General features: G+C 61.6%; 20 protein-coding genes. 13 read left to right on the forward strand and 7 right to left on the reverse strand.

Annotated elements, in window-relative coordinates:
• Positions 1–64 precede the first annotated feature (64 nt).
• The 3 genes from ACE103_RS18455 (at position 65) to ACE103_RS18465 (ending at position 2,916) form a co-directional block, all read left to right on the forward strand.
• The gene (locus tag ACE103_RS18455; RefSeq protein WP_375780600.1) at positions 65–1,393 is read left to right on the forward strand and encodes a dicarboxylate/amino acid:cation symporter; all 1,329 of its coding nucleotides are present in this window, start codon (positions 65–67) and stop codon (positions 1,391–1,393) included.
• Between the two features lie 16 nt (positions 1,394–1,409).
• A complete protein-coding gene (locus ACE103_RS18460; protein WP_223972723.1) occupies positions 1,410–2,021 on the forward strand; it encodes a TIGR00730 family Rossman fold protein in 612 nt (203 codons plus the stop codon).
• A gap of 253 nt (positions 2,022–2,274) precedes the next feature.
• The gene (locus ACE103_RS18465) at positions 2,275–2,916 is read left to right on the forward strand and encodes a glutathione S-transferase family protein (RefSeq protein WP_375780601.1); all 642 of its coding nucleotides are present in this window, start codon (positions 2,275–2,277) and stop codon (positions 2,914–2,916) included.
• 242 nt (positions 2,917–3,158) lie between these two features.
• On the opposite strand, the gene ACE103_RS18470 is transcribed toward ACE103_RS18465, so the two are convergent.
• The 5 genes from ACE103_RS18470 to ACE103_RS18490 form a co-directional block, all read right to left on the reverse strand.
• A complete protein-coding gene (locus ACE103_RS18470) occupies positions 3,159–4,454 on the reverse strand; it encodes a TAXI family TRAP transporter solute-binding subunit (RefSeq protein WP_375780602.1) in 1,296 nt (431 codons plus the stop codon).
• Positions 4,455–4,668: 214 nt separating this feature from the next.
• On the reverse strand, positions 4,669–4,896 hold the full coding sequence (locus ACE103_RS18475) for a hypothetical protein (protein ID WP_375780603.1): 228 nt from the start codon (positions 4,894–4,896) through the stop codon (positions 4,669–4,671).
• A gap of 99 nt (positions 4,897–4,995) precedes the next feature.
• Positions 4,996–5,766, reverse strand: a complete 771-nt coding sequence (locus tag ACE103_RS18480; RefSeq protein ID WP_375780604.1) for a 2'-5' RNA ligase family protein — start codon at positions 5,764–5,766, stop codon at positions 4,996–4,998.
• Between the two features lie 105 nt (positions 5,767–5,871).
• Complete coding sequence (locus tag ACE103_RS18485; RefSeq protein WP_375780605.1) at positions 5,872–7,548, reverse strand: arylsulfatase; 1,677 nt, start codon at positions 7,546–7,548, stop codon at positions 5,872–5,874.
• A 408-nt stretch (positions 7,549–7,956) separates the two neighbouring features.
• Positions 7,957–9,510 carry a winged helix-turn-helix domain-containing protein gene (locus ACE103_RS18490; RefSeq protein WP_375780606.1) on the reverse strand — a complete coding sequence of 518 codons (1,554 nt, stop codon included), beginning with the start codon at positions 9,508–9,510 and terminating at the stop codon, positions 7,957–7,959.
• A gap of 164 nt (positions 9,511–9,674) precedes the next feature.
• On the opposite strand from ACE103_RS18490, the gene ACE103_RS18495 reads away from it, so the two are divergent.
• From ACE103_RS18495 to ACE103_RS18510, 4 genes are all read left to right on the forward strand, one after another.
• Complete coding sequence (locus ACE103_RS18495; protein WP_375780607.1) at positions 9,675–10,715, forward strand: alpha/beta fold hydrolase; 1,041 nt, start codon at positions 9,675–9,677, stop codon at positions 10,713–10,715.
• 78 nt (positions 10,716–10,793) lie between these two features.
• The gene (locus ACE103_RS18500; protein WP_375780608.1) at positions 10,794–11,303 is read left to right on the forward strand and encodes a cytochrome P460 family protein; all 510 of its coding nucleotides are present in this window, start codon (positions 10,794–10,796) and stop codon (positions 11,301–11,303) included.
• Between the two features lie 279 nt (positions 11,304–11,582).
• On the forward strand, positions 11,583–11,951 hold the full coding sequence (locus tag ACE103_RS18505; protein ID WP_375780609.1) for an ArsC family reductase: 369 nt from the start codon (positions 11,583–11,585) through the stop codon (positions 11,949–11,951).
• 121 nt (positions 11,952–12,072) lie between these two features.
• Complete coding sequence (locus ACE103_RS18510; protein WP_375780610.1) at positions 12,073–13,239, forward strand: HWE histidine kinase domain-containing protein; 1,167 nt, start codon at positions 12,073–12,075, stop codon at positions 13,237–13,239.
• A 14-nt stretch (positions 13,240–13,253) separates the two neighbouring features.
• Here ACE103_RS18510 and ACE103_RS18515 read toward each other — a convergent pair whose 3' ends face one another.
• Together ACE103_RS18515 and ACE103_RS18520 are read right to left on the reverse strand one after the other, a co-directional pair.
• A complete protein-coding gene (locus ACE103_RS18515) occupies positions 13,254–13,871 on the reverse strand; it encodes a hypothetical protein (RefSeq protein WP_375780611.1) in 618 nt (205 codons plus the stop codon).
• Between the two features lie 3 nt (positions 13,872–13,874).
• Entirely contained in the window at positions 13,875–14,477 is a 603-nt protein-coding gene (locus ACE103_RS18520) for a PAS domain-containing protein (protein ID WP_223972687.1), read from the reverse strand.
• A gap of 341 nt (positions 14,478–14,818) precedes the next feature.
• Here ACE103_RS18520 and ACE103_RS18525 point away from each other — a divergent pair, with 341 nt between their 5' ends.
• From ACE103_RS18525 to ACE103_RS18550, 6 genes are all read left to right on the forward strand, one after another.
• Positions 14,819–15,574: an ABC transporter ATP-binding protein gene (locus ACE103_RS18525; RefSeq protein ID WP_097675648.1), complete on the forward strand. Its 756-nt coding sequence runs from the start codon at positions 14,819–14,821 to the stop codon at positions 15,572–15,574.
• A complete protein-coding gene (locus ACE103_RS18530) occupies positions 15,567–16,310 on the forward strand; it encodes an ABC transporter ATP-binding protein (RefSeq protein WP_223972685.1) in 744 nt (247 codons plus the stop codon). The genes ACE103_RS18525 and ACE103_RS18530 overlap by 8 nt, the downstream gene beginning before the upstream one ends.
• A 40-nt stretch (positions 16,311–16,350) precedes the next feature.
• Positions 16,351–17,571, forward strand: a complete 1,221-nt coding sequence (locus ACE103_RS18535; RefSeq protein WP_375780612.1) for an ABC transporter substrate-binding protein — start codon at positions 16,351–16,353, stop codon at positions 17,569–17,571.
• Positions 17,572–17,635: 64 nt separating this feature from the next.
• A complete protein-coding gene (locus ACE103_RS18540; RefSeq protein WP_050406473.1) occupies positions 17,636–18,499 on the forward strand; it encodes a branched-chain amino acid ABC transporter permease in 864 nt (287 codons plus the stop codon).
• Position 18,500: 1 nt separating this feature from the next.
• Positions 18,501–19,469, forward strand: a complete 969-nt coding sequence (locus tag ACE103_RS18545; RefSeq protein ID WP_375780613.1) for a branched-chain amino acid ABC transporter permease — start codon at positions 18,501–18,503, stop codon at positions 19,467–19,469.
• A gap of 145 nt (positions 19,470–19,614) precedes the next feature.
• Positions 19,615–20,259 (forward strand): DUF47 domain-containing protein, encoded by a 645-nt coding sequence (locus ACE103_RS18550; RefSeq protein WP_223972679.1) that lies wholly within the window; start codon positions 19,615–19,617, stop codon positions 20,257–20,259.
• The last annotated feature ends 12 nt before the right edge of the window (positions 20,260–20,271 follow it).

The following is a 20,271-nucleotide window of genomic DNA, read 5'->3' on the forward strand; positions in this document are numbered from 1 at the left end:
CGCTTGCGCGCGGCTCCGCCAAGATGGCATCACCAGATGAGTTCATTCCAGCCCGGGGCACCTCATGACCACAGACGCGATCAAGCCCGCCGCCCATCACCGACATCAGCCCTGGTACAAGATCCTCTACATCCAGGTGTTGATCGCGATCGCTGCCGGCGTCCTGATCGGTCATTTCTATCCCGGCCTCGGCAAGCAGTTGAAGCCGCTCGGCGACGGCTTCATCGCGTTGATCAAGATGATGATTGCGCCGGTGATCTTCTGCACCGTGGTGCACGGTATCTCTTCGATGGGCGACCTCAAGCGCGTCGGCCGGGTCGGGCTGAAGGCGCTGATCTATTTCGAGGCGGTGTCGACGGTCGCGCTCGCGGTCGGCCTTCTGATCGGCGAGCTGCTGCAGCCCGGTCGCGGCTTCAATATTGACCCTTCGACGATCGATCCGAAGTCCGTCTCCACCTACGTCACGCAGGCGAAGGAGCAGGGCATCGTCGCCCATTTGATGGCGATCATCCCCGACAGCTTCTTCGGGGCGCTGGCGCGCGGCGACCTGCTGCAGGTGCTGCTGATCTCGATCCTCTCGGGGTTTGCCATTGCCCTGATGGGCAAGTCCGGCGAGCCGATCGCCGAGGCGATCGACAAGGCGTCCAAGATGTTCTTCGGCATCATCCGGATGATCGTCCGCGTCGCGCCACTCGGTGCGTTTGGCGCGATGGCCTTCACGGTCGGCGCCTACGGCCTCGGCTCGCTGGTGAATCTGGCGGCGCTGATCGCCACCTTCTATCTCACCAGCATCCTGTTCGTGCTGATCGTGCTGGGCGCGATCGCGCGGCTGGCGGGCTTCTCGATCATCCGCTTCATCGCCTATATCAAGGACGAGCTCCTGATCGTGCTCGGCACCTCGTCGTCGGAGACGGTGCTGCCGCAGATGATCCAGAAGATGGAGCATCTCGGCGCTTCGCGCTCGGTGGTCGGCCTCGTGGTGCCGACCGGCTACAGCTTCAATCTCGACGGCACCAACATCTACATGACGCTGGCGACGCTGTTCCTGGCGCAGGCCACCAACACCCATCTGACGATCTGGCAGGAGCTCGGCATCCTCGGCATCGCCATGATCACCTCGAAGGGCGCCTCCGGTGTCACCGGCGCGGGCTTCATCACGCTCGCCGCGACGCTGTCGATCGTGCCGGATATTCCGATCCAGTCGATCGCCATCCTGGTCGGCATCGACAAGTTCATGAGCGAGTGCCGCGCGCTGACCAACCTGATCGGCAACGGCGTCGCCTGCGTTGTCATCAGCCTCTCCGAGGGCGAGCTCGACAAGGACGCGCTGCACCAGACCATGGCGCATCCGCTCGAACTCGGCGAGGCGCTCGAGCCCGGTGGAGCGGGCTAGCGTGCAAAGGTTCAGTATGAATACGATACGTTCCGTCTGTGTCTATTGTGGTTCCTCGCCAGGCAACGATGTTGCCTTTGTCGAAGCGGGCGAACGCTTCGGCAGGGATCTTGCAGCGGCAAGATTGGAGCTGATCTTCGGTGGCGGAACCAATGGTGTCATGGGTGCGGTCGCACGCGGGGTGCTGCAATCCGGCGGCAAGGTCGGTGCCATCATTCCGCGCTTTCTCACCAACCGCGAGTCCACGACGGATGCGCTGGCCATCTTCGATGATTTGACGGTTACCGAGACAATGCACGAACGTAAGCACAAGATGTTTGAACGTTCGGACGCGTTCGTGGCGCTGCCCGGCGGCATCGGCACGGTGGAAGAGATCATCGAGGTCATGACCTGGGCCCAGCTCGGGCAACACCGGAAGCCCATGGTCTTTGCCAACATCAAGGGCTTTTGGGATCCCATGCTGGCTATGCTCGACCACCTGCAACGCGTTGGGTTCCTTCACAGCAGCCACCTGATCCGTCCGATCGTGGTTGATCGCGTCGACGGCATCATCCCGGCGATCATGGCTGCCGCTGCGTCCGCCGGCACGTCTTCCGAGGGCAGTGCCGCTGTCATCGACAACATGTAGCGCGGTCAGAGCCGCGGGTAGGGCGCTGCCAAAATATCGAAAACAACCCCATGCAAAGTAGCCGGCGGCGGTCGGCGTTCGACCAAGCAACTTGACATGTCGGGCAACTCAGGCGTATATTTCTAATATTCAGAAATTACCAAGAATGCCCGCACGCGCCGGGCTTTGGGTGCATGATGCGCCATCGATAGTCCGTTGCGCGGCTGCCTTACCCCGAGTTCCTTCATCTAGCCCAATCCAGGAACGCTCAACTATGTTCACCGTCTATGGCGAAGGTCGTGGCTTCCGTGTTGTCTGGCTGCTCGAGGAATTGGGACTGGCTTATCGGCTGCGCCCGGTCGATCTGCTCGCGGCCGAGATTGATCGCGATTTCCTCGCGATCAACCCCGCCGGCTTCATTCCCGTACTGCAGGACGGAGAGACGATCATGGTCGAGTCGATCGCGATCCTTGAATACCTGCTCGCTCGCCACGGCTCAGCTTCGCTTGCCGTCGCCCCTGGCGATCCCGCCTTCGCTTCCTATCTGCAATTTCTCCACCTGGGGGAGGCCGGGCTCGCCGGGCCGATGAACGCCGTCATTGTCGGTCGCCAACTGGCGCCCGAAGCCGAGCGAGATGCCCGGGTGACCTGCTGGGCTCTCGAGACCTTCGAGAGCCGGCTGGGGTTGGTCGTCCGTCGCCTCGCGGATTGCCCCTATCTCGCCGGCGACCGATTCACTGCTGCCGATATCTCGGTGAGCTACGCCCTCCTGCTCGGCATGCGAACCGGCAACTACGTCCCTGGTTCGACCGAGCGGGACTATCTCGCCCGCACGACGGCGCGCCCTGCCTACGCCCGGGCGATGGAAAGCTGCCAGGCCACCAAGGCATGGGCGGCGAGATCACCGGGATTGTAGTGCTCGCTTCATTGGAGCGGCCAAGCGACCGGAGTAGCACTACATAAGCCGCATACTCATTGAGCGGTCGGCGCCTGATGTCCGCTTGACCGCAACAGCGGCGGAAAAGCAGATATCTCCCGAGATCGCCGATGGGCCAATAGGAGACCTCATGGCTGGCTATTTGATTCACCTCATCGGTGCGTGCGAGCTCGTGGTGGGCAACATGATGCGATGGGCCGAAGGCGGGAGGATGCCATTTGTCAATTCGTCAGCCTTTTTTGCAGTTTGGCCCGCACAAGATCGATGTGATTTCGCAACATATACAGCATACTCGCGTAGGCGGCCGGTAGCTTGAGACTGTCAGCTTGTTCTTCAAGCTGATCGAGCTTCGCGATCATTGCAGCCGTGTCGCGTTCGGCGGGGCTCGATATGGTATCATCCAGAAATCTCAGCTCGCCGTACAGCCGAAAAATCTTTGTTCGCATCAGCCAATCGTAAAATGACGGCAGAAACCTTATAATCGGATAGAGCAAGCCGATAAGTGGAATGAGCAGTACTAATAGCCTTCCGACCAGTTCAACCATCCAAAAAGGAAGGTAATTCTGCAGGAATGGCGGCCCAGACTTGTAAAACCGATGTGCCTCGCTGCTTAGGGGAACGTCGATAGATTGAGCGGCTGGGAATTGAGCAGCGTGCTGAAAAATGCCGGGCCCCGAATGGATCTGCACGGCCGCATTCAGCAGCAAGTATTGAATTGCTGAATGCAGATCCTTGCGAACGACGAGACTAGCTTTCGGCGCGAGCAGAACAACGTCGGCTGGTGGCAGATCCTTTGCCAGGTTGCCCACACCCCTAGGTACCACAACCTTATTCAGATAAGGATACAGCGCGACATACGCATCCGCACGTGGGAAACTTGTAATCTCGATGCGGTCGTCGGCGAGAAGCGTCTGAACAATGGGTGATTCCCAAGAGTTCAGCGTTAGCATCGCGTCGATCTCCCCGCCTATGAGCTTTTCGCCCGCTATCTCTGGAGCCAGGTTCAGCAATTCGCTAACCCGTTCATCAATTCCGTTACGTTTGAGCAGTTCGAGCGATAGTGTTTGAGTGCCGCTGTCGACGGGACCAATTGATATCTTCCGGCCCCGCAGACCCATGAACCCGTCCGCTAGCAGCAACTCGCGCTTATGGAAAAGCCACAACGGTTGATAGGAGACTGTCCCAAGCGATTCGAGTTCGCGCGAAGCGCTTGCGCCAGCAGTGCCGCCGCGGATAAAACCCACATTAACCTCGGAACGTGGGTCCTGCAGCAAAGCTATGTTTTCCGGCGAGCCCGCAGTGGTCACCAGTCGCACATCCACGCCTGCCTTTGCGAGTTCTTCGCGATAGCGTTGACCGTACTGGTAATAAGCGCTTCCCTCGGGTCCAGTTGCCATGGCGATTGTGAACGGCGGCATGTTGCGCAACACTATAATGGCAGCCCACGCGATCACCGCGGCGATCACGAGGATGGCGACTGCAGGCAAATGCTTTCCTAGAATTTCCTTGGCAGCCATCCATCAAACCCTATTTTCATCGAGTTACTGGCCTTGAGCGCGTGACTAATAATCGCTACCCCTTTTCCTCTTTTTCGATGGAAGGCACGTTATTTAAGATCGATTGCGCGATTAACGATCTCGTGTTGATGCGGTATCCAGCCAGTTTTTGACGCCGGCTTCAAATTCCTCGACCGGCATGCCAGTCAGGGGCGCGGCGAGAATTGTCTCAAGGTCATGCATCGACAGCTTGGTGATCGCTTCGCGGTCGCCGGGTGGCGCGCACGAAGTCGATGATCGACTGTTTCGCCGGGCCTTCGTTCCATGACGCAAGCTGGTCGCTTGGCGTCGTCTGCCCTTGGACAGGCGAGGAAAGCAGCGTTGTGGACAGGACCGGTAACAAGACGAAGCTTGAAACCAGAGCGCGACGGTCAATTTCAGGGGGACGGTCGTCGAACTTCACCGGCTTTCTCCTAACGATGAACGTCGCAACCGAGGCCGACGCTCTGCAAGAGCCGCGGATTTTTTTGAGATGTTCGAAGGCGTCATTTTGCTCACCGGCTCAGGGCGTCAGCGGTAACGCCTTGAGTTCCTTGCGAGCTGTGCCAAAAGTGCCAAGCTGATAGACCGACGCGCCAGCCGCCGAGAAGGTGAAGGATGGAAATGGCTCAGCCAACATCTCGTTTAGATAGGTTTCCGTTCCGACGCCGATCGTCACGTGCGGATTGAACCGCTTGCCCGCCGCGTCTGTGACGAAATTGGCGACGTACCTGATCAAGTCTTCCTGAATGTCGCGTCCGCCATCTTCGCTGAAGAATGCTGCCGGGGTTCCGTTCTTCACGGTGTAGGGTTCAACGGCTTTGATGAGCTCATCTTGCAGCCGATGCAGGTCTTCAGTCGGTTCGACGACTATCCCTGCGAGTCCGAGCGGCGGAGACGGGATGTAGTAGTATTTGAACGCCTTCAGCACCCACGCCTTGGGCCTCTCTTTGGCCAGTACCGCGTTCGCCGCCGCAAATACCTTGTCGAGGTCCTCGGTGCGGACGAACTGCTGTAGCATGGTGACGTGCGGGTGGTGCGTCTCATCCAGAGGAAAGCCCTTTGGAAAGGATTTGAGCAGTCGCGCGTTGGCGTCCTTCGCGTGTTGAAGCATCGTTGCGTCGGGTTCGAGCGCGATGTCGATCGCTGTCACCAGATTTTGTTGCGCAACGGCGTCTTGGGCGAAGCCGAGCACCACGGCCAGCACGAGGCCGATGGCTCTAAGGACCAGCGCGCATGGACGACCCTGGTATTCTAGATGGGCAGGAATGCTCGCTAAGAAGGCTGTCTTCATCGCTTTGCTCCCCAAATGGTGGAGGGTTAGCATAGCCCGTCGCTTATAAGACCGACGCCGATTGCGAAATCGGCGTTGGTCGAAGTGCGTCTTTCGTCTAGCCAGCTAGCCGCCGCCCAGGCTTCTCACGTTAGGCGGCTTCTTCATATCCAGGAGCGGCACCGGATTGTCGGGTCGCTGGAGATCGGGTCTCCAATCGTTGGAAGCCCCACCCGGTGAACGCTTCGTGTTCGGAAAGTCGACAATGGATTTGTTGAACTCCATCACGACCGGGAAGATGAGCGCCGCGGCCCAGCCGTTGTCCTGACCTGCGTACTTGCCAGGCGACTGTGTCGGCATGCGCGCCGACATCGCGCCGTTGAACACCATGTCGTACTTTTCGAACGGGTCCATGGTGAGATTATAGAGCGCGCCGATCGAACCAAGGTTTTGTTCTGGTCCAAGCCATGTGTCCTTCGCGGTCCACAAGTACTTCCACGCGATGCTGATGTCGGGGTTGCTTGGATCGCCGGCGATATCCGCGCGTGCTCCCATGAAGTTCTCGCCGTCGATATAGACCCATGATCGGCGCGCCGAGTGCTTGGCGCGACCGAGGACGTACTCGCTGTTGTCGATGCTGTCGAAGTAGATCGGCTTACCGTTGTTGTCGGTCCAAGCGCCGTGCGGCGGCGGGGTGAGCCCTACCATCTTGGCGAGCGTCGCCCAGCAGTCGATATGCGACATCATTTCATCGTATTTCGCACTAGCTGGAATGTGATCCGGCCACCACATCAGACCCGGCACGCGCCAGCCTGCTTCAAACGCGGTACCTTTTTCACCACGGAAAGGCGTGGTGCCGGCATCGGGATAGGCGTCCTGCCAGGCGCCGTTGTCCGCGGTGACAATGACGATTGTGTTGGGCGCGTCGGCGCGAATTTCATCCATGATCCGCCCGATGTCGTCGTCAAGCTCCATCAGCGCGTCGGAATAGTCGCCAAGATGTGATTTCCCGGCAAACTTCGGGTTGGGATTGGTCGGGTTGTGCATCTTCATGAAATTCACATCCACGAAGAACGGCTTGTCGTCCTTGGCATGCTTCTTGACGTACTCGATCGCCGAGTCCGCCTGCCGCGTGTCGAAAGTCTTCAGATAGTGGTAGCCTATTTCGGCCACTTTCCTCGCTGGTTGACCGGCCACGCCTTCCCACTCGAACATGTTCACAACCTCGAGATAGGCTTTGGCAATCTCGGGATTGTAGGAAGGAAACCACGGATGGAAGTAGCGGGACGTGTCGCTATAAGTATAGACGCCAGGATAATAGGCGGCAAATTCCTTCATCTCATCGAAGCCATGCTCGATCGGATAGGACTCAGGCTTGTCGCCGAGGTGCCATTTTCCCGAGAAGTAGGTTGAGTATCCATTCTTCTGGAAGAACTCTGCGATGGTTGGCGTCTCCTTCTTGATCGCGTTCTCATCGCCCGGAGCCACGACGATCGAGAGTGCCGAACGGATGGGAATCCGCCCTGTGATGAATGAGGAGCGGCCAGCGGTACAGCTCGCCTGACCGTACCAGCTCGTGAATGTTGCGCCTTCCTTGGCGATCCTGTCGATGTTCGGTGTAGGATGGCCGAGTGCAGCGCCACCGCCCGAATAGGCACCGAAGTCGTTCCAGCCGGTGTCGTCCGTCATTAGCATGACGATGTTGGGTCGCTTCTGCTGTTGGGCAGATGCAGGCATCGTCGTCACTACCACGGCAGCAGTGCTCGCCATCAAGACACGCAAAAGTCCAAATCTAGATTTCATGAGATATTTCCTCCGCTTAGCCTTGCCGGGTGAACCGAGTCGACGAGATGTGGGAGCCGGAGGTTAGGTAGGACAAAACGTCGCGAAGCTCTGTTGATCTAGGTCAACGGACTCCGCCTTCTGGCTCGCGGGCCGGCATGATGAGTGAGTGACCGGTGATGTCGGCTTCGGGTCAAACTCGGCAAAACTCAAGGTGGGCATTATGCGTCCGCTTCCGGGCACATCGCGACCGCTCCCGTCGGCACGGCTCATTGAGCCTGACTGCCGTGCCATGATTCAAATCTTTGACCGAAGCGGGCCGAATCATGCGCTACGAACTCGACGACGAGGGATGCACTGAGGCCGATGCTGCCAAGCAAGCCGCGCGGCGCACCACGGGTGCACGATCGCAGCGTCCTCAGAGCGATGTCAGTCCGGGACGCCGGCTGCCTTCAGGGTTTCGCGATAGATCGCGGACATCGCTTCCACCGGGAAGGGGATCCGCGCCAGGAATCCGGAGATCGTGAACTCCGGATCGACCTTGAGCAGTTCGCGCGCGATCTGGGTCGCGCGCTCGCTCTCGCCGGTCTTCACCAGCGCCACGATCAGGACGCGCAGCGCCACCGCGAAGCGGCGGTTCTGCGCCAGGGCCTTGTCGGCCCACATCACCGCTTCGGCAAAATTCTGGTCGAGCACCGCGCAGATTGCGAGCGCGGCTGAGGCGAACCAGCCGCGCGGGTCGCGCGGGTTCAGCCGCTGTGCGCGCTCGATCATGGCGCGGCCGGCCGTCTGGTTGCCGCGCATCGCCTCGATCCAGCCGCTGAGGACGAGCGCCATCGCCGAGTTCGGGTTGATCGCCAGCGACCGCTCGAACAATTCGCGCGCGGGTTCGATCTCGTCGGCCATGTTCCAGATCGCGAACGCCGCCATCCACAGCACCTGCGGGTCACCGGGCGCGAGCTCGACCGCGCGCCAGGCCTGCATGACCGCGCGTTCCCGGTAGGCGTCGTTCGGCTTCAGCCAACCCTGGACATGACGCATCGCATGGCAATAGGCCGACGCCGCCAGCGCCGGCGCGTAAGCCGGATCGAGCGCCAACGCCTGGTCGAGGCAATCGAGCGCGGCAACCATGCTCTCGGGCGTGAACTCGTACCTCAGACTATAGGCGCGCAGCAGCAGGTCGTAGGCATCGAGCCTGTCCGGCGGCGCCGCCCGTACCCGCTCGGCTTCGGCGACCAATAAGGTCGGCTCGATCGCGCCGACCACGTTCTCGGTGATGCGGTCCTGCAGGTCGAACACGTCGGTCGCCGCGCCGTCGAAGCGGTCGGCCCACAGATGCGCGCCGGAGACGGCGTCGATCAACTGGCCGGTGATGCGCAGGCGGTCGCCGCCGCGGCGGACGCTGCCTTCGAGCACATAGCCGACGCCGAGATCGCGCCCGACCTGGCGGATGTCGACCGCCTTGCCCTTGTAGGTGAAGGCGGAGTTGCGCGCGATCACGGTGAGGCGGCTGCAACGCGCCAGCGCGGTGGTGATGTCCTCGGCGATCCCGTCGGCGAAATAATCCTGCTCGGGGTCGCCGCTCATATTGGTGAACGGCAGCACCGCGATCGACGGACCCTCGCTCGGACGTGACGCGGTGGCTTTGTCCGCAGCCGGATGATCGGGCGCGCTCTCCTCCCTGACATCGCCGACAAAGCGGAGGCCTTTGCGGGGCAGGGTGCGGATCAGCCGTTGCTCCTCGCCATTGTCGCCGATCGCGGTTCGTGCCGCATTGACCCGGCTGCTCAGCGTCGCTTCCGAGACGATCCGCCCGTGCCAGACCGCCGCCAGCACCTCGTCCCGGCTGACCACGCGGTCGCGGGCGCGGATCAGGAACTCGAGCAAGTCGAAGACCTGCGGCTCGACGGCCACCAGGGCATCGCCGCGGCGCAGTTCCCGGCGCCCGGAATCGAGGGTCAAGTCGTTGAAATGGTAGGTCAAATCGAAGAGTCCGGCGGCCGGCGGCTGAATCCGGGGCGGAACCTAGCACAGCCGGCGTGGGGCCAAAATCACGACGCTCTGAAGGACAAATCCACGTCCTCTGAAAGCGGACGGGGGCGGTCTCTGCGATAGTCGGTCCCGACACCAGACTTAAGGAGATCGCCATGTCCCAATCCATCAATCAGCAACGCCGCTGCTTCCTTGGCATCGCCGGCGGGATGCTCGCCGTTTCCAGGCTGGGCTTCATCGGATCGGCTGAGGCGCAGACCAAGGCGGCGCTGCCGGCGGTCAAGGCTGGTGGCCACACCACGATCGGTCCGGTCAAGCAGATCAATGCCGGCGTGCTCGATACCGGTTATGTCGAAATGGGCCCGGCGTCGGGTCCCGCAGTGATCTTGCTGCACGGCTGGCCCTACGATATCCACAGCTATGCCGACGTCGCGCCGGTGCTGGCCGAGGCCGGCTATCGCGTGATCGTGCCGCATCTGCGCGGCTACGGCACGACGCGATTCCTCGCGAGCGATACGATGCGCAGCGGCCAACCGGTCGCGGTCGCTGCCGACATCATTGCGCTGATGGATGCCTTGAAGATCGAGAAGGCCGTGCTCGGCGGCTACGACTGGGGTGCGCGCACCGCCAACATCATGGCGGTGCTCTGGCCGGAGCGCTGCAAGGCCATGGTGTCGGTGAGTGGCTATCTGATCGGCAGCCAGGCGGCCGGCAAGATGCCGCTGCCGCCGAAGGCCGAGCTGCAATGGTGGTACCAGTTCTATTTCGCGACCGAGCGCGGCCGTGAGGGCTATGGCAAGAACCGGCACGACTTTAACAAGCTGATCTGGCAGCTCGCCTCGCCGCAGTGGAAGTTCGACGATGCCACCTATGACCGCAGCGCTACGGCGTTCGAGAACCCCGATCACGTCGATATCGTGATCCACAACTATCGCTGGCGGCTCGGTCTCGCGGAAGGCGAGGCGAAGTACGACGCGTTCGAGAAGACGCTGGCGCAGGCGCCTGTGATCGCGATCCCGACCATCACGATGGAGGGTGACGCCAATGGCGCGCCGCATCCGGAGCCCGCGGCCTATGCCAAGAAGTTCTCCGGGCATTACGAGCATCGGACCCTGACCGGCGGCATCGGCCACAACCTGCCGCAGGAAGCGCCGCAGGCCTTCACCCAGGCCATCATCGACGTCAGCAAGGTCTAGAGCGTTTTCAAGCGAAATGGATGCCGGTTCGCGTGAAGAAAACGCGTCAAACAAGAATCGAGAGCGCGGACAGGGATCATGAGACAGTTTGTGAAATGGGCAGCTGCCGCGATCGCGGCAGCCTGCATCAGCGCGTCATTGCCGTTCGCCGTCGGACATGCCGACGATGCGGCGCTGGCATCGCCGATCTTCGGCGTGAAGATGCCGGACGGTTATCGCGACTGGAAGCTGATCGCGGTCGGCGAGGAGACCGGGCTCGACGAACTGCGCAGCGTGCTCGGCAATGCGACCGCCGTGAAGGCCTATCAGGACGGCGCCGCGCGATTCCCCGACGGTACCGTGCTGGTCAAGCTCGCCTGGAAGCGCAAGCCGGTTGCGGGCCTCAACGGTGCGTTCATCACGGGGCAGGCGACCACTGTCCAAGTCATGGTCAAGGACTCCGCCAAATATGCCTCGACCGGCGGCTGGGGCTTTGGCCGCTTCATCGACGGCAAGCCGGTCGATGCCGCCCAGCACGAGACGTGCTTCGCCTGTCACGAGGCTCATGCCAGCGATCACGATTTCGTCTTCACGCATTATGCGCATTGAGTGCCACTGATATCGGTGTGGAGACTGTTTTCTCGCCATAACCCCGCTGTCATCGCCCGGCCTGTGCGCAATTGCGCACATGGACCGGGCGATCCAGTATTCCAGAGGCGGCTGTGAGATAGGGAGAAGCCGCGGCGTACTGGGTCCCCCGGTCGAGCCGGGGGACGACACCGAGTATGGGCACTACGCCTTCTTCACGTCCTCGCGGCGCGGTCTGATCTAGCGCTGCCGTTGCAGTGAGGCTAGTTTCTCCGCAGCAATCGCATGCGGGGAACGGCTTTGACGATCACCATCTACGGCATCAAGAATTGCGACACCATGAAGAAGGCGCGCGCCTGGCTCGACGATCACGGCGTCGGCTACGACTTCCACGACTACAAGACCGCCGGGATCGCCAAGGACAAGCTCAAGCAGTGGAGCGACGAGGTCGGCTGGGAGACGCTGCTCAACCGCGCCGGCACCACCTTCAAGAAGCTGCCCGATGCCGACAAGGAAGGACTGAACGAGCGCAAGGCGCTGGCGCTGATGGCCGAGCAGCCCTCGATGATCAAGCGCCCGGTGCTCGATCTCGGTTCGAAGCGCGTGGTCGGCTTCAAGCCGGATATCTACGCCAAGGAAGTGCCGGCAAAGGTGCGCAAGAAGGGCTGACGCGTTTGGCGCGAACCCCAGTTTGGGAGTTTGACTCGGCTCCCCGGCGCGCACGGGCAGAAGCGGACATCAACCTGGCAATAGTCCCCGCCGAGACCGTCGAAAATGACCCGCAGCGGACTTGACACAGGCTGGTGTCGCGAGCCTTGTTCCCGATGGTAAAATCTGCTTGTTGAACGCCATGGGCACCGTTCGCAACGTCGACGGCGATTTTCCCCAAGGTGGGGGCGAAGCTGCCGCACTCATTAGGTCTCTTGACTGGTCTGCCACCAGCTTGGGGCCAATCGCGGACTGGCCTGCACACCTCAAGAGTGCAGTCAGCCTTATGCTGCCGGCAAAAGCACAGATAGTGCTGTTCTGGGGGCCGGAGTTTGTGGCGCTATACAATGACGCCTATGCACCGTCGATAGGTCAGAAGCACCCAACGGCTCTTGGACGGCCCGCACGCGAGAATTGGGCCGAGTTGTGGGATGATTTAGAACCGCTACTGAGAGGCGTCCTCAATACCGGCGAAACAGTCTTCGCCAAGGATCGTCCCTTCTACATCGAGCGCCACGGCTACCCGGAAACAGTTTACTTCGACATCTCCTATTCTCCTGTTCAAAACCTGGCGGGCGAAATTGGCGGTGTACTTTGCATCGTCAGTGAGACGACCGAACGTGTAGCTGCGCAAGAGCGCCAACGGCTGCTCGCTCGGGAGGCAAACCATCGCGTAAAGAACATGTTTGCCGTTTTCCAGGGCATCATAAGTCTGAGCGCTCGGTCAGCTCGAACGCCGCAGGAAATGGCTCAATCCTTACGAGGCCGTCTGAACGCTCTCATGCAAGCCAAGGATCTAATCCGTCCCGGGATTATGGGTACGGAGACCCACAGCGAGCGAACGACCGTGGGAGACGTCGTGCGAACGGTCTTGCGACCGTACGAAGATGACACGTCTCGCGAACGCATCATCCTAGGGGGACCCACTGTGCCCGTGGGTGTTATGGCCGTGACCGGTCTCGCTCTCGCGCTGCACGAAACCACGACGAATGCGGCCAAGTATGGCGCGCTATCGGAGCCGACCGGTTCGATCAGTGTCACATGGGCGACTGAGGGCGACAACTTGCAACTTGATTGGAAGGAAACAGGCGGCCCCGCAATTGTCGCTCCGCCATCAGCCAAAGGCTTTGGGAGCGTGCTTGCCGAGCGCAGCATTTCTGATCAGCTCGGCGGCAAGGTTGAGCACAGTTGGCTGCCGAGCGGGCTCAGGCTGAGGGTTACGGTGCCTTTAGATCGTCTTGCAGTCTGAGGCTTTGCATGGGCCTAGATCAGCTCGACTGAATCATGGCTCGCCGGACGACCCGCCGGCACGAACCTGCGATCGATCACCGCCCGCACGGTGACGACCGGCACGGCCTTCGCCTTCACGCCCATCAGATTGTGCAGCCGAAAGCCGCCCTCGATGCTGATCGCCTTGTACGAGCCGATGATGTGCTCGACGGTGTCGCCGCGTCCGAACGGCAGCAGCAACCGCTCATAGGAGACATCCTTGCCGTCGGCGTCGGTGACCTCCGCAACCGTGTAGGTCGGACGCTTGCGCGCGAGGCAGGCACGATAGGACAGGATCACGCCGGCGTAGCGCTCGGGGCCGATCGCGTCGTCGAGATAGCGGTTGGTGCGCAGCCGCGGCTCGACATGCTCGTTGCCATAGGCCGTCGTCAGCCGCGCGCCTTCCTGCGTGATCATGAAGCGTGCGGCGGCGCCGCTGCCGACGACATCAAAACCCATCATGTCGGCCCGCTCGTCGGCGGTGCCGTCGGTGTGGAAATCGCACAGCAGGGGGAGGGTGTCCGGCATGCGCAGCGCGCGCAGCCAGGTGTTCAGCAGCACCCGCTGCGTGATCGATTTGACCACCGATGGATCGGCGCTTCTGAATGGCATGAGCTAGCCGAACTCGAGCACATCCGCGGGCGGGATGCGACCGGGGGCACGGTGGAACAGGTCGCGGTCGATGATCGCGCACAGCTTGAAGTTCGGCAGCGTCTCGTTGCCGCGCATCAGATTGCGGATCTCGAAACTGCCGTTGTCGCTGATCGTCTTAAGCGATGCGACAAGATGCGTGACGGCACCGCCGTCCGAGAACGGCAGCAGCAGCCGTTCATAGGCCACGACGTGACCGTAGATGTCGTCGATATCGGTGATGGTGTAGGCGGGCAGCCGCCGCGCGATGCATTCATGGTAGACCGGCATCACGACCGGCGCGAGCCGCGGTCCGAGATAGTCGTCGAGCAGGCGGCCCTTGCCGCTGTGTCCGTAGGCTGTGGCCATCCGCGTGCCGTCGCTCTCGATCGTCAGTTGCGGCGGCTGCGCTGCCGCATCGACGGTGAAGAACACGGTGTCAGGCAGATCTTCCTCGATCCGCTCCGGCTGAAATTCATCGATCCGCGGGATGGTCTGGCCACGGGCATAAAGTCGCAGCCACGTGTTGAGAAAATCACGTTGCCGGATCGACTTGATGACCGAGGAATTGGTGCTCTCGAAATGCAAGGCCCTGGCCGCCCTTAATACAATGGCGAGAGCTTCGGCGAGAGGCGGAAATATTCTATGAAAAGGAAAGTCAGGAGCAAAACAGCCTTAATGACGGCTTTCCGAGGCGCAAAGCGCGCTCGAAGGCCATTCGACTAAGGATCAACCGGAACTGGTCGTGCCAATACTGCACTGCACAGCTTTCCACCTTGCGTAACCGCCACAGATGACGGCATATTCCGGCCCGGAGGCGACAGGCCCCCGGACGGTTTCCAAGACGTACGGACAACCTGTCGAACATGAAAAAAGAGCTGGCCACGCGGGCGACGGGCTTCGCGGCGATGGCGTATGGGGGAATCTATTTGGCCGATGAGTTCATTCTCGAAACCAGCGGATTGACCAAGGAATTCGCGGGTTTCTTTGCCGTTCGCGACGTTGCGCTGAAGGTGCGTCGCGGCAGTATCCATGCGTTGATCGGGCCGAACGGCGCCGGCAAGACAACCTGTTTTAATCTGCTGACCAAATTCCTGAAGCCGACGGGCGGGCAGATTCGCTACAAGGGCCAGGACATCACCGCGATGCCGCCGGCCGACGTGGCGCGGCTCGGGCTGGTCCGCTCGTTCCAGATTTCGGCGGTATTTCCGCATCTGACCGCGCTGGAAAACGTCCGCGTGGCGCTGCAGCGCCAGCACGGCGCGTCATTCGATTTCTGGCGCTCGAAGACCGTGCTCGACCGCTTCAATCCGCGCGCCCATGAACTGCTGAACGACGTCGGCTTGAGCGAATTCGCCAACACCCCGGCGGTCGAGATGCCGTACGGCCGCAAGCGCGCACTTGAAATTGCAACGACGCTCGCGCTCGACCCCGAGATGATGCTGCTCGACGAACCGATGGCCGGCATGGGCCACGAGGACATCGACAAGATCGCGGCGCTGATCAAGCGGATCTCCGCCAAATACACCATCCTGATGGTCGAACATAACCTCTCGGTGGTGGCCAACCTCTCCGACATCATCACCGTGTTGACGCGCGGGCAGGTGCTGGCTGAGGGCAACTACGCCGACCTCTCCAAGGACGAGCGCGTGAAGGAAGCCTATCTGGGAGCGGGTCATGGCTGAGGCAAAACTGGCGGAGAGGCCCGTGGCTGCGGCCGGCGCCGAGGTGCTGACGGTGGGCGACCTGCAGGCCTGGTACGGCGAATCCCACATTCTTCACGGCATCAATTTCAACGTGAGGGCCGGCGAGGTGGTGACGCTGCTCGGCCGCAACGGCGCCGGCAAGACCACGACCTTGAAGTCGATCATGGGCGTCATCAACAAGCGCTCCGGCTCGATCCGTTTCGACAACAAAGAGATCATCCGCGCCACCTCCGACCGCATCGCGCGGCTCGGCATCGCGTTCTGCCCCGAGGAGCGCGGCATCTTCTCGAGCCTCGACGTACGCGAGAATCTGCTGCTGCCGCCGGTGGTGCGTCCGGGCGGCCTGCCGCTCGACCAGATCTTCACGCTGTTTCCCAACCTGAAGGAGCGGCTCAACAGCCAGGGCACCAAGCTCTCGGGCGGCGAGCAGCAGATGCTGGCGATTGCGCGCATCCTGCGCACCGGCGCGCGCTTCCTGATGCTGGACGAACCGACCGAAGGGTTGGCGCCGGTCATCATTCAGCAGATCGGGCACACCATTGCGCGCCTGAAGTCGCAGGGATTCACCATCCTGCTGGTCGAACAGAATTTCCGCTTCGCCTCGACCGTTGCCGACCGCTACTACATCGTCGAGCATGGCAAGGTGATCGACGGCTTCGCGAATTCGGAGCTGTCGGCCAACATGGACAAGCTGCATACCTATCTCGGCGTCTGAAGTCGCCCGAGCCAGAAAATTTAGGACGAGGGAATACCCGATGAAGAATACGATTTCTGCGCTGCTGCTCGGCACCGCGATGGTGCTCTCCGTTGCAAGTGTCGCCTCCGCTGACGACAAGATGGTAAAGATCGGCGTGTTGTCCGATCAGTCCGGCCTCTATGCCGACCTTGCCGGCCCCGGCTCGACGCTGGCGGCGCAGATGGCGATCGAGGATTCCGGCCTCAAGGCCAAGGGCTGGACCATCGACCTGATCTCCGGCGATCACCAGAACAAGCCCGACATCGGCACCACCATCGCGCGCCAGTGGTTCGACGTCGACAAGGTCGACACCATCGTCGATGTGCCGAATTCCGGCGTCGCGCTCGCGGTCAACAACGTCGTGAAGGAGAAGAACGGCGTCTACATCAATTCGGGCGCCGCGACCTCTGACCTCACCAACGCGCAGTGCACGCCGAACACGGTGCACTGGACCTACGACACCTACATGCTGGCGCACGCCACCGGCCAGGCGCTGGTGAAGGCGGGCGGGGACACCTGGTTCTTCCTGACCGCGGACTACGCGTTCGGTGCAGCGCTGGAGCGCGACACCACGGCCGTCATCACCGCCAATGGCGGCAAGGTGGTCGGCGGCGTCAAGCATCCGCTCAACACCGCGGACTTCTCCTCGTTCCTGCTGCAGGCGCAGGCCTCCAAGGCCAAGATCATCGGTCTTGCCAATGCCGGCGGCGACACCACCAACTCGATCAAGCAGGCTGCCGAGTTCGGCATCGTCAAGGGCGGCCAGAAGCTCGCGGCGCTGCTGCTGTTCCTCACCGACGTCAAGGCGATCGGGCTCGAGACCGCGCAGGGCCTCAACTTCACCGAGACGTTCTACTGGGACTTGAACGACAAGACCCGTGCGTTCTCGAAGCGCTTCTCCGAGAAGATGAAGAGCGGCGCTCCCCCGACCATGGTGCAGGCCGGCGTTTATGCGGGCCTGCTGCATTACTTCAAGGCGCTCGAAGCGCTCGGCGGCAATCCTCATGACGGCGCCAAGGTGGTCGCGAAGATGAAGACCATCCCGACCGACGATCCGCTGTTCGGCAAGGGCGAGGTCGAGGCCAATGGCCGCGTCACCCACGACGCCTATCTGTTCGAAGTGAAGAAGCCCTCGGAGTCCAAGGGTCCGTGGGACTTCTACAAGCTGGTCGGCACCGTGCCGGGCAACCAGGCCTTCACGCCGCTCGACAAGAGCACCTGTGCGCTCCTGAAGAAGTAACGATCATGTCCGCCGGCCATGGGCGTGGCCGGCGGGCTTCATCTATCCAGCGAAAGCTCATTCGATGCAGGCTCTCTACGCACAGCTTCTGGTGGGACTGATCAACGGCTCGTTCTACGCGCTGCTCAGTCTGGGGCTCGCCGTCATCTTCGGCATGCTCAACATCATCAATTTCGCGCACGGCGCGCTCTACATGATGGGCGCCTTCGTGGCGTATTTCCTGCTCAACCTGGGCGGCATCAACTACTGGTGGGCGCTGCTCATCGCACCCGTCATCGTCGGCATCTTCGGCATGATCCTCGAGCGGACCATGCTGCAATGGCTCGCCGGCCTCGACCATCTCTATGGACTGCTGCTGACCTTCGGCATCGCGCTGATCGTGCAGGGCGTGTTCCAGAACTATTTCGGCTCCTCGGGCCTGCCTTACTCGATCCCGGATCAGCTCAAGGGCGGCGTCAATCTCGGCTTCATGTTCCTGCCGATCTATCGCGGCTGGGTCGTGATCTTCTCGCTGGTGGTGTGCCTTGCCACCTGGTTCCTGATCGAGAAGACGCAGCTCGGCGCTTACTTGCGCGCGGCTACCGAGAACCCGACGCTGGTGCGGGCCTTCGGCATCAACGTGCCGCGCATGATCACGCTGACCTACGGGCTCGGCGTCGGTCTTGCCGCGCTCGCCGGCGTGCTGTCGGCGCCGATCAACCAGGTCCGCCCGCTGATGGGCGCCGATCTCATCATCGTGGTGTTCGCGGTGGTCGTGATCGGCGGCATGGGCTCGATCATGGGCTCGATCATCACCGGCTTCGCGCTCGGGGTGATCGAGGGACTGACCAAGTATTTTTATCCCGAGGCCTCCAACACCGTGGTGTTTGTCCTGATGGTGGTGGTGTTGCTGGTAAAGCCAACGGGACTGACGGGACGGGCGGCCTGATATGTCAGCATTGACCGACGATACACTTCCGGTGACGCCGCGCGCGATGCGCGACGAGATGATCGTATTCGCCGTGATGGCGGTGCTGCTGGCCGTGGTGCCGTTCACGGGGATCTATCCCTTCTTCGTGATGCAGGCGCTGTGCTTTGCGCTGCTGGCCTGCGCCTTCAACTTGCTGATCGGCTATGGCGGCCTGCTCTCGTTCGGCCACGCCATGTTCCTCGGCACCGCCGGCTACGTCTCGGCGCATGCGCTGAAGGTGTGGGGGCTGCCGCCGGAGCTCGGCATCGTGGTCGGCACTGCCGCTGCGGCCTTGCTCGGCCTCGTCACCGGCTTCATCTCGATCAAGCGGCAGGGCATCTATTTCTCGATGATCACGCTGGCGCTGTCGCAGCTGCTTTACTTCCTCTATCTGCAGGCGCCGTTCACCCACGGTGAAGACGGCATTCAGGGCATTCCGCAGGGGCACCTGTTCGGGATCTTCGACCTGTCGAAGCCGACGGTGCTCTACTACGTCGTGCTGGCCGGATTCCTCGGCGGCTTCCTGCTGATCTACCGCACCATCAACTCGCCGTTCGGCGAGGTGCTGAAGGCGATCCGGGAGAACGAGCCGCGCGCGATCTCGCTCGGCTACAAGACCGACCAGTACAAGATGCTGGCCTACATCCTGTCGGGCACGCTGGCGGGCTTTGCCGGCTCGCTGAAGGTGTTCGTGGCGCAGAATGCCTCGCTCACCGACGTGCACTGGTCGATGTCCGGTGAGATCGTGCTGATGACGCTGGTCGGCGGCCTCGGCACCATCTTCGGCCCGGTGGTCGGCGCGTTCGTGATCATCGCCATGCAGCAATATCTCGCCGGTTTCGGCCAGTGGGTGACGGTGATCCAGGGCGTGATCTTCGTGGCCTGCGTGCTGCTGTTCCGGCGCGGCTTGGTCGGCGAGCTGGCCCACCTGCTGCGGCGGTCGCTGTAGGGCAGGGCACGCGATTTTCGGCCGACTTTAGCGGTGGACGACCGCCCATTGGGGCGGTAGGTCGGGGTATTTTCCCAGGCAGATGCTCTATGACAGTTCTGTGACAGTCGCTAAAAGGGCTGTCCCTGAATGATGGAATAGAGACATGCTGCGCTGGTTTCGCGCCTTTCTGCCCAAGGAAGAGCGGTTCTTCGAGCTGTTCGCCCGACACGCCCAGACCTCGGTAAAATGCGCGCTGGCGCTACAGGACATGCTGAAGGGCGGCGAGGAGACCCCGGTCTTCTGCCAGCGCGTCAACCAGTTCGAGAACGACGCCGATAGCGTTACCCGCGAGGTCCTGACCGCGGTTCGCCGCACCTTCATCACCCCGTTCGACCGCGGCGACATCAAGAACCTGATCACCGCGATGGACGATGCGGTCGATCAGATGCAGGCGACCGCCAAGGCCGTCATGCTGTTCGAGGTGCGCGAGTTCGAGCCGCCGATGCGCGAGATGGGCGGCCTGATCGTCGAATGCGCCAATCTGGTCATCCGCGCGCTGCCGCTGTTGCAGGCGATCGGCCAGAACGTCTCGATGCTGACCCAGATCACCGAGGAGCTGACCAAGCTCGAGGGCCGAGTCGACGATCTCCAGGATATCGGGCTCAAGGAATTGTTCCTGAAGCACCGCAACGCCAACGCGATGGACTTCATCGTCGGCGCGGAGATCTACGATCACCTCGAGAAGGTGGCCGACCGCTTCGACGACGTCGCCAACGAGATCAACTCCATCGTTATCGAGCAAGTGTAAGTCGGGGACATC

The organism is Bradyrhizobium sp. ma5 (assembly GCF_042258955.1).
Classification (GTDB): Bacteria; Pseudomonadota; Alphaproteobacteria; order Rhizobiales; family Xanthobacteraceae; genus Bradyrhizobium.